The 8808-nt window shown below is 57.5% G+C and carries 8 protein-coding genes; 2 read left to right on the top strand and 6 right to left on the bottom strand.

Annotated features, from left to right (window positions below; translation table 11 throughout):
• The 3 genes from HU811_RS04360 to kdpF all read right to left on the bottom strand — a co-directional run.
• On the bottom strand, nucleotides 1–1105 hold a 1105-nt coding region (locus HU811_RS04360; RefSeq protein ID WP_186654243.1), incomplete at its 3' end, for an HAD-IC family P-type ATPase.
• A 10-nt stretch (nucleotides 1106–1115) separates the two neighbouring features.
• Nucleotides 1116–2810 (bottom strand): potassium-transporting ATPase subunit KdpA, encoded by a 1695-nt coding sequence (gene kdpA / locus HU811_RS04355; protein WP_186654241.1) that lies wholly within the window; start codon nucleotides 2808–2810, stop codon nucleotides 1116–1118.
• Between the two features lie 8 nt (nucleotides 2811–2818).
• The gene (gene kdpF, locus HU811_RS04350) at nucleotides 2819–2908 is read right to left on the bottom strand and encodes a K(+)-transporting ATPase subunit F (protein WP_092397685.1); all 90 of its coding nucleotides are present in this window, start codon (nucleotides 2906–2908) and stop codon (nucleotides 2819–2821) included.
• A 405-nt stretch (nucleotides 2909–3313) separates the two neighbouring features.
• Here kdpF and eat point away from each other — a divergent pair, with 405 nt between their 5' ends.
• Together eat and HU811_RS04340 are read left to right on the top strand one after the other, a co-directional pair.
• Nucleotides 3314–4678, top strand: coding sequence for an ethanolamine permease (gene eat, locus HU811_RS04345; protein WP_186654238.1), 1365 nt, complete (start codon nucleotides 3314–3316; stop codon nucleotides 4676–4678).
• Nucleotides 4679–4797: 119 nt separating this feature from the next.
• Nucleotides 4798–4965 carry a DUF2897 family protein gene (locus tag HU811_RS04340; RefSeq protein ID WP_014337248.1) on the top strand — a complete coding sequence of 56 codons (168 nt, stop codon included), beginning with the start codon at nucleotides 4798–4800 and terminating at the stop codon, nucleotides 4963–4965.
• 183 nt (nucleotides 4966–5148) lie between these two features.
• Here the strand turns inward: HU811_RS04340 and HU811_RS04335 are convergent, their stop codons facing one another.
• The 3 genes from HU811_RS04335 to HU811_RS04325 form a co-directional block, all read right to left on the bottom strand.
• The gene (locus tag HU811_RS04335; RefSeq protein ID WP_186654237.1) at nucleotides 5149–6000 is read right to left on the bottom strand and encodes an urea carboxylase-associated family protein; all 852 of its coding nucleotides are present in this window, start codon (nucleotides 5998–6000) and stop codon (nucleotides 5149–5151) included.
• A gap of 254 nt (nucleotides 6001–6254) precedes the next feature.
• Nucleotides 6255–8177, bottom strand: coding sequence for an acyltransferase family protein (locus HU811_RS04330; protein ID WP_186654234.1), 1923 nt, complete (start codon nucleotides 8175–8177; stop codon nucleotides 6255–6257).
• A gap of 237 nt (nucleotides 8178–8414) precedes the next feature.
• Complete coding sequence (locus HU811_RS04325; protein ID WP_186654233.1) at nucleotides 8415–8750, bottom strand: ComEA family DNA-binding protein; 336 nt, start codon at nucleotides 8748–8750, stop codon at nucleotides 8415–8417.
• Between the last annotated feature and the right edge of the window lie 58 nt (nucleotides 8751–8808).

Genomic DNA, 8808 nt, shown 5'->3' with positions numbered 1-8808 from the left:
GCTCGGGTTGCGAATGCAACCCCCGCAGGTACTCGACAATGGACTTGCCCTCCGCCGTGTCGTCGGCCAACGAAGCGAATAGCGCACCTTCGCTCAACGCCTCGACGCTCACACCAGGCGCGGCGTGAACCGCGGCACAGCGACGATTGCCGAAGGTGATGGTGCCGGTCTTGTCCAGCATCAGCACATGCACGTCCCCCGCCGCTTCCACGGCGCGGCCAGACTTGGCGATCACGTTCAGGCGCACCAGTCGATCCATCCCGGCGATGCCGATGGCCGACAACAGCCCGCCGATGGTGGTGGGAATCAACGTCACCAACAGCGCCACCAGAAACACCAGCGGCAGATTACCGTTGGCGAAATGCGCGAACGGCTGCAGCGTCACCACCACCAACAGGAAGATCAGCGTCAGGCCGATCAGCAGAATATCCAGCGCCACTTCGTTGGGTGTCTTCTGGCGTTTGGCGCCTTCGACGAGGGCAATCATGCGGTCCAGGGTGGATTCGCCGGGGTTACTGGTGACGCGCACCAGCAGCCAGTCGGAGACCAGGCGCGTGTTGCCGGTCACGGCTGAACGGTCGCCGCCGGATTCGCGGATGACCGGGGCCGATTCGCCCGTAATCGCCGCCTCGTTCACTGCTGCGATGCCTTCGATCACTTCGCCGTCACCGGGGATCATCTCCCCTGCTTCGACGCGTACCACGTCGCCCTTTCGCAGGCTGGTGGCGGGTATGACCTCAAAGCCGTTGGCCGTCTGGCGGCGTGCGCTCAGGCCCTCGCTACCGGCCTTGAGGCTGTCTGCCCGGGCCTTGCCGCGACCTTCGGCCAGGGCTTCAGCAAAGTTGGCGAACAGCACCGTGAACCATAGCCACAGGGCAATTTGCGCGGCGACAAAAGTCGGCACGCTGCTGTCCGGAACGAAACACAACACCGTGGTGAGAATCGCGGTCAGCTCCACCACCAGCATCACCGGGGCGCGGTGCAACTGACGCGGATCGAGCTTGACGAAGGCTTGCACCAGCGCCGGCCGCCACAAGGCCGAGATCGCGGTTTTCGGTTGCTCCGGCGCCTTGGCGACGACGGTTTTGCTCATTGGCATATTCATCATCAGATCCTCAGAAACCCAGGCTCAGGTGTTCGGCAATCGGCCCAAGGGCCAGGGTCGGCAGGAAAGTCAGGCCGCCCACCAACAGGATGGTCACGGTGAGCAGTGTCACGAACAGCGGGCCGTGGGTCGGAAAGCTGTTCGGGCCGATCGGCGCGGTTTTCCTCAGCGCCAGGCTACCGGCCAAGGCCAGCACCGGCAGGATGTAGCCGAAACGACCGATCAACATGCCCAGGCCCAGCATCAGATTGTGAAAGGGTGTGTTGGCACCAAAACCGGCGAAGGCCGAACCGTTGTTCGCACCCGCCGAGGTGTAGGCATACAACAACTGGCTGAAGCCATGGGCGCCAGGGTTGCTCACCGCTGCAGCAGGCCCGGGCAGGCTAGCAGCAATGGCCCCCAGCCCCAGCACACTCACCGGCATGACCAACAGGGTCACCACCAGCAGTTGCACTTCCCTGGCAGCGAGCTTCTTGCCCAGGTATTCCGGGGTACGACCGATCATCAATCCAGCCAGGAACACCGCGATCAGCACGTTCAGCAGCATCCCGTAGAGTCCCGCGCCGACGCCGCCGAAAATGACTTCGCCAACCATCATGTTCACCAGCGAGACCATGCCGCTCAGAGGATTGAGGCTGTCATGCATGCCATTGACCGAGCCGTTGGATGCCGCCGTGGTGGTGACGGACCACAGCACCGTGGCCGTGGTGCCAAAACGCGCCTCCTTGCCCTCCAGTGGCGCGGTCTGCTCCACGGCCACATTGTTCAGCGCCGGGTTGGGTTGGGATTCGGCCCACAACGACGTGGCGCCGCCGATCAGAAACAGTGCGAGCATGCAGGCGATGATCGCCCGACTCTGGCGCAGGTCCTTGACGTAGTGGCCGAAGGTGAACACCAGCGCGGCAGGAATCAGGATGATCGACGCGACTTCGAACAGGTTGCTCCAGGCCGTCGGGTTCTCGAAGGGATGCGCCGAATTGACGCCGAAGAAGCCGCCGCCATTGGTGCCCAGTTGCTTGATCGCGATCTGGCTGGCGGCCGGGCCCAATGGAATCACCTGGTCCGCGCCCTGCATCGTCACCCCGTGCACATAGTGCGCGAAGGTTTGCGGCACGCCCTGCCACACCAGGAACAGGGCCAGCAACAGGCACAGTGGTAACAATCCGTAGAGGGTGGCGCGGGTCATGTCGACCCAGAAGTTACCCAGTGTCGCGGCGGATTTGCGCCCGATCCCGCGACACAGCGCCACCAGCACGGCCAGGCCGGTGGCAGCGCTGACAAAGTTCTGCACGGCCAGGCCAAGCATCTGGCTCAGGTAACTCAACGACGCTTCGCCGCTGTAGGACTGCCAGTTGGTATTGGTGGTGAAACTCACCGCCGTGTTGAATGCCTGGGTCCATTCCATACCCGGCACTTTTTCGGGGTTGAGTGGCAAATGCCCCTGTAACAGCAGGATGGCGAACAACAATGAAAAACCGGCCAGGTTGAAGGCGAGCAGAGCCAGGGTGTATTTCTGCCAGCTCTGCTCCACTGCCGGATCGACGCCAGCCAAGCGATAGCAACCACGCTCAACCGGGCCAATAATGGGTGAAAGCCAGGTGCGCTGCCCCTCCATCACCCGATAGTAAAAACGCCCCAGAAACGGTGCAGGCATCAACACCAGCGCAAAGAAGGCGAGGATCAGCCCGTAGTCATAACCGTGCATAACCACTCCTAGTTCCGATCCGCGCGCAACAGCGCAACCAGTAGATAAATGAACAGCGCCGCTGCCAACAGCAGCGACACCCCGTCCAGAAGGCTCATGGGATTTCTCCGTGGTACGGCGTCATGCCGTGTGTGGAGTGATTGTCGGCAGGGAGGGTGTAAAGGAACGAGATCGAGAGAGGGGTTGGGAGATAAAGAATGTGTAAAAAAGAGGTTTGTGGTTGGCTGGGCGGGCCTCATCGCGAGCAGGCTCGCTCCCACATTTGATCTGTTGTGAATAGCGAATTTGCCTCCACTGACGATCCCCTGTGGGAGCGAGCCTGCTCGCGATGAGGCCCGCCCCGGCGCTGACGCTCCGAACTGGAGCACAAAATCAGGCCATCAGGCAGCGAACATCCCCGATACGACACAATTTCACCCATTACGACCACAGCCGCCACACTGGCACGCCCACTGCACTGCCCCACCCCAGCGCTTTTGCTATGGATCGAGGGGGAGCCACCGATGAACACACAACTCAAACCCACCCTGGGCACCCTGCATTTATGGGGCATTGCTGTCGGGCTGGTGATCTCCGGCGAGTATTTTGGCTGGAGCTACGGCTGGGGCGTTGCCGGAACACTGGGCTTTCTGGTGACATCATTCATGGTCGCGGCCATGTACACCTGCTTCATCTTCAGCTTCACCGAGCTGACCACCGCCATCCCCCACGCTGGCGGACCGTTCGCCTATAGCCGCCGGGCCTTTGGAGAGAAAGGTGGGTTAATCGCGGGCCTGGCCACACTGATCGAATTCGTCTTCGCACCACCGGCCATCGCCCTGGCCATCGGTGCCTACCTGAACGTGCAATTCCCGGCCCTGGACCCGAAACACGCGGCGGTCGGTGCCTATATCGTGTTCATGACCCTGAACATCCTTGGGGTAAAACTGGCGGCAACCTTCGAGCTGATCGTCTGTGTGCTGGCGGTGGCAGAGCTGCTGGTGTTCATGGGCGTGGTCGCCCCGGCGTTCAGCTTCAGCAGCTTCGCCTTGAACGGCTGGGCCGGTTCCGACGTGTTCGGCGCGCCGGCCATCGCCGGAATGTTCGCCGCCATCCCCTTCGCCATCTGGTTCTTCCTGGCCATTGAAGGCGCCGCCATGGCCGCCGAAGAAGCCAAGGACCCGAAACGCACAATTCCCAAGGCCTACATCAGCGGCATCCTGACCCTGGTGTTCCTGGCCATGGGCGTGATGTTCTTCGCCGGAGGCGTGGGCGACTGGCGCACCCTGTCCAACATCAACGACCCGCTGCCCCAAGCCATGAAAACCGTAGTCGGCGAAAGCTCCGGCTGGTTGCACATGCTGGTATGGATCGGCCTGTTCGGTCTGGTGGCGAGCTTCCACGGCATCATCCTCGGCTACTCGCGGCAGTTCTTCGCCCTCGCCCGCGCCGGCTACCTGCCCGCCTCCCTCGCCAAACTGTCGCGCTTCCAGACCCCGCACCGCGCCATCATCGCCGGCGGCCTGATCGGCATCGCGGCGATCTACAGCGACGGCCTGATCAACCTCGGCGGCATGACCCTGACCGCCGCCATGATCACCATGGCGGTGTTCGGCGCCATCGTCATGTACATCATGAGCATGCTCAGCCTGTTCAAACTACGTAAAACCGAACCCAACCTGGAACGCACCTTCCGCGCCCCGGGCTACCCGATCATCCCCGGTATCGCCCTGGTACTGGCAGTGGTGTGCCTGGTGGCGATGGCCTGGTTCAACGCGCTGATCGGGCTGATCTTCCTTGGCTTCATGGCAGTGGGCTTCCTGTACTTCATGCTCACCGCGCAACTGCGCGCCGATGCCCCGGCCGATGCCATGCTCACCGGGCTTTGAGGTGAATCCGGCACAACGGGCGTAGTATGGAACCACTGCGAACAACTTTCGCTCATAAGTGGTAGGGGCGATGGACAGGCGAAATCTTCGCCGTCCCTCGCCCCCTCAAGGAGAACCCTATGCCCTGGTATGCCTGGTTAATTCTGATCGTTGCAATCGGCTCGATCGTGGGTGGCTTGATGATGCTGCGCGACACCGCCCACAAGGTCGAACTGACAGACGAACAGCGCAAGCGAGTTGCCGAACGCAATGCCGAGATGGATGCGAAAGAGGCCAAGGACCGTTGAGCTGCACGCCGCTTTTGTGGCTGTTGGGCCTGCCGTGTAGGAGCTTGTCGAGTGCAACGAGGCTGCGATCTTCCCCCTCTCAATTGAGTCTGGAGCGAAGATCAAAAGATCGCAGGCTTCGCCAGCTCCTACAAAGTCCAGCGGGAGCAAGCTCCCTCGCCACAAAAACCAGCACTTGCTACATCACTGTTCCCAATCCGCCTTGGCAATCTGCAAGCCATGCAGCCCCTTGTACGCGGCCCGCTCAGGCTGGCTCCAGCCCGCCAGCAATGAATCCTCCAATCGATAGATCTCCACCCCCAGCGGACGACAGACGCTAAGGGGGTCCTGCGCATCCGGCCCCCACATCGCCAGCGACAGATCGCCGCCGGGGCAAGTGGACAAGGCACACAGCAAATCGATCTCGGCAAAAAACTCCAGATAATCGCCCTTCTTCGCCGGACAGGCCTTCATGAAGTACATGTCGTCATGATTGAGCCCAGTACATTGGAAAATATTCAGCACGTCATGCACATCGAACTCGGTCAGGCCATGGGGCAATACCGCACGGGTCAGGTTCGAGTGGCAATGGTGATGGAAGTCTTCGCCAGTGAGCATTTTGTTCACGTACGGGTCGCAACGTGTCCCCAGCAGATCATGCAACCGCCCGCCATGCTCGTCGATGCCGTAGCCGGCCAAGCTGTCATCAGTGATGGTCACCAGCGGCCGCAGGAACGGCAGGTTCGACCACAGCCGATCATGAGTGCTGACGTGGGCGCCCTGAAGCTGGCGCGTGCGCGCAGCCCAAAGGCGTTCCCGTGGATCGTGGGCATTCCACACGTTGAAGTCCCCCACCTGCGGGCCCACCGGAGTCGTAACGCGAAACACATGACCGGCGGGGACGTGCCAAGCGCGACCGGTGCGGATGGGTACCTCGAATTGCTCGATCAGGGTGCGCTTGTCCTGCTGCGTGCGGATGCGGTCGTAGAAGGGTTTGTCCACTTGCAGGGCTGTGCCTTTGCTGACTTGGTAGGCGGCGGGGTAGTTTTTGTGCATGGGGTGGGTCCTTGATCGATGGCGGGTCTCAGGGAATCAAAACTACAAACTAACCACTCGGAATCGTCGAGATAAAAACTCATCACGTCACATCCTACGCCCTGATCCGCGGTTGGCCACGCAGGGACGGCGACCCAAGCGCAACCGTGCAATGCCTGCTCCTGATGGTTTGAAGCACGAAGGTGCGCCGTCCTCAGGTTGGGTAGATACCTACATCAAATATACTCAACTCGCAAAATCATCACTGACTTTATTCACATGCTCAGTATTATATCCAACATGGGTTTCGCAGAAATCAAAGAACCATCAAGAGAAAGATGGGTAGCGTCAGAATATAGAATTTTTCCATCCCTAACGGTCTCGCATACACCATCACGACAAAGTGCGGAGGCAGCATCAATATAGAAAGTATTGGGGTGCATACTAGCGAATTTTTTCAGAGTCTTATTTATTTGGAAAGAGGAAGATTCTTCGAGACTGAATTTAAGCAATGCCTCACAACCTTGCACTACATACCTTGGACGCAGGAGACAGGAGGCAACATTAACTTTTTCATACAAAAATGGTTGACTGCCGACAATGAAAAATGGTCGATCACCTATATCCATTCGCGCCCGAAGAAGGATATCCTCAATCACTTCTGAATATTCCCTTTTACCATCACGCTCTATGTTTTTCCCTTCATGGTCGGCAATTTTATTGCTGTACCCACCCCAGCTTAGCGCAAGTATGAAAGGTAGATCATTGCCCTCCAACTTCGACAACGCCTTGGCGTAAGTATCTTTGCAATCCTGCCTAGGGACATTATTTAGGATCCTTGTATATTCCTTCGACAGAATACATCCATGTCTAAATACTCCACTGACCGCTAGGCCCCTGCCTTTTAGTTCGTTATCTATCCCACTGGCATACTGCAGCGCATAGCTATCGCCTGCCATGACGCCCACTTGCCGGCCTTTTGCATCGCCGAGTATTGGCTCCAGACTGTAGCCGTAACCACCATAGTTTTTTGTATGGAAATTGACCGGATCGGCTGCGAACCTCAAGTACTCTGCCGGTATGCGGGACGTAATACCGGACCGTTCAATAACCAGTACGGATCCGAAGGCAAGCGTAGCTACCGATGCCGCGACAGCAGTCAAACCAATCGGTTTCATGTATTTCCACTTACCCATGAACAATCGTTCAACGCTAAGGTACAGAATTGCACCCACGAGAATCGAAGCCGCTAGCAACACCAGCTTCTCCGGGAGCGTTATCAATCTAAAAACGTAATATTTGTAGAAAACGACTATTGGCCAATGAACAAGATAGACTGAATATGAAATAAGCCCTATCGCCACCAATGCCCGAGTACGAAGTAAAGCGCCCGTTGCCGACCTTCCTGCGTAGATGAACGCGGCAGCACCAAGGCACGGAATCAGCGCTCGCAGTCCCGGGAAAGGCGAGCTTGAGTCTAGAAAAAATGCTGAAAAGACAATGAGAACAATACCTAAACCAGCGATAACTGACTCAATATTGGAGTCAAGACGGTGCTTCGAGACGAATACCAACAGAGCACCGATCGACAGTTCGAACACTCTGAAGGGCATCATAAAATAGGCAGCAGAAGAGTCGTATCCCAGCATAATTTGCGATGCGGCGAGGGACCCGATAGTCATCACCGCCAACAGCAGCGCAAGGAATTTGTCTGATACCTTCAAGGCTGCCCATAGAATAAATGGCCAAACTACGTAAAATTGCCATTCAGCAGCTAGTGACCATGTATGCAACAGTGGCTGCGTTTGTGCGGAGGCATCAAAGTAACCTTGGTTTAGCCAAAAATAGAAGTTAGAAGCGGAGAAAATCGCGTACTTTGCGGAGTCTGCGAGACTGATGAATGCTGCCGGATCCATCAATACATACCCGGCCCCCATAGCGCCTCCAACAGTGACAACGAGCGCGGGGTGCAATCTAAGTAAACGGCGGGCATAGAAATCAAAGAATGAAAACCGGCCAGCGCCTATTGCATTGCGAATGACTTCGGTAATCAGATAACCCGAAATGACGAAAAATACATCAACACCAACAAAACCACCTGGCACGCCTAAATCGAAGTGGAACAGCAATACAAGAATAACCGCTAATGCGCGAAGTCCATCAATATCAGGTCTGTAATTTGTATTTTTGCTATGCATGAATCCCTTTCTCCGGGCTCACCGGGGTCAAATTTGATGACGGGCGGATTCTACAAGCGAATGACCTTCGTGTCAGGATCAAACTACCAAGTCCTTATCCCGCCCAACCGATTGAACGACAGTTCGGCCGGTCTTTATAGGCCAAAATCATTCTGTTCGCGGTAGCCACCTTGAGTCCAGGCCCCCACAGTGTAAAAAGGCCAGTCATCTCGACCGGCCCCTTTTCACCGTTACATCTCAGTTCACTTCCAGCTTCTCTCGATTCCTGTCGAGAATCGCCTTGCCAATCCCCTTGACCTCCAGCAGCTCTTCCACCGATGAGAAGGAGCCATTACTCTCACGATACGCAACAATCGCCTCAGCCTTGGCCCTGCCTATCCCCGCCAACTCGCGTTGCAGCGTAGCGGCATCCGCCCCGTTAAGATCCACCTTGACGCTTTGCAGTTTAGCCGAAATGTCCAATGCCTGCGGGGTAGCCGTCGTCTCGGGCTTGACCGTAGGCGCAGCGATAACAGCTATAGAAGCGCTGGTCAGAAGGGCAAAAACCAGAGAGTAGAAATAGCCTGTACGCATAAATGACGCTCCATGACATCGTTAAGAGAGAAGCAGCTTTTCCGAAGCTGCTTCTCAA

Origin of the sequence: Pseudomonas tehranensis, from assembly GCF_014268615.1 — a bacterium.
Lineage (GTDB): Bacteria > Pseudomonadota > Gammaproteobacteria > Pseudomonadales > Pseudomonadaceae > Aquipseudomonas > Aquipseudomonas tehranensis.
The sequence above is the reverse complement of the archived record's forward strand: the minus strand, read 5'-3'. Positions and strand labels throughout refer to the sequence as shown.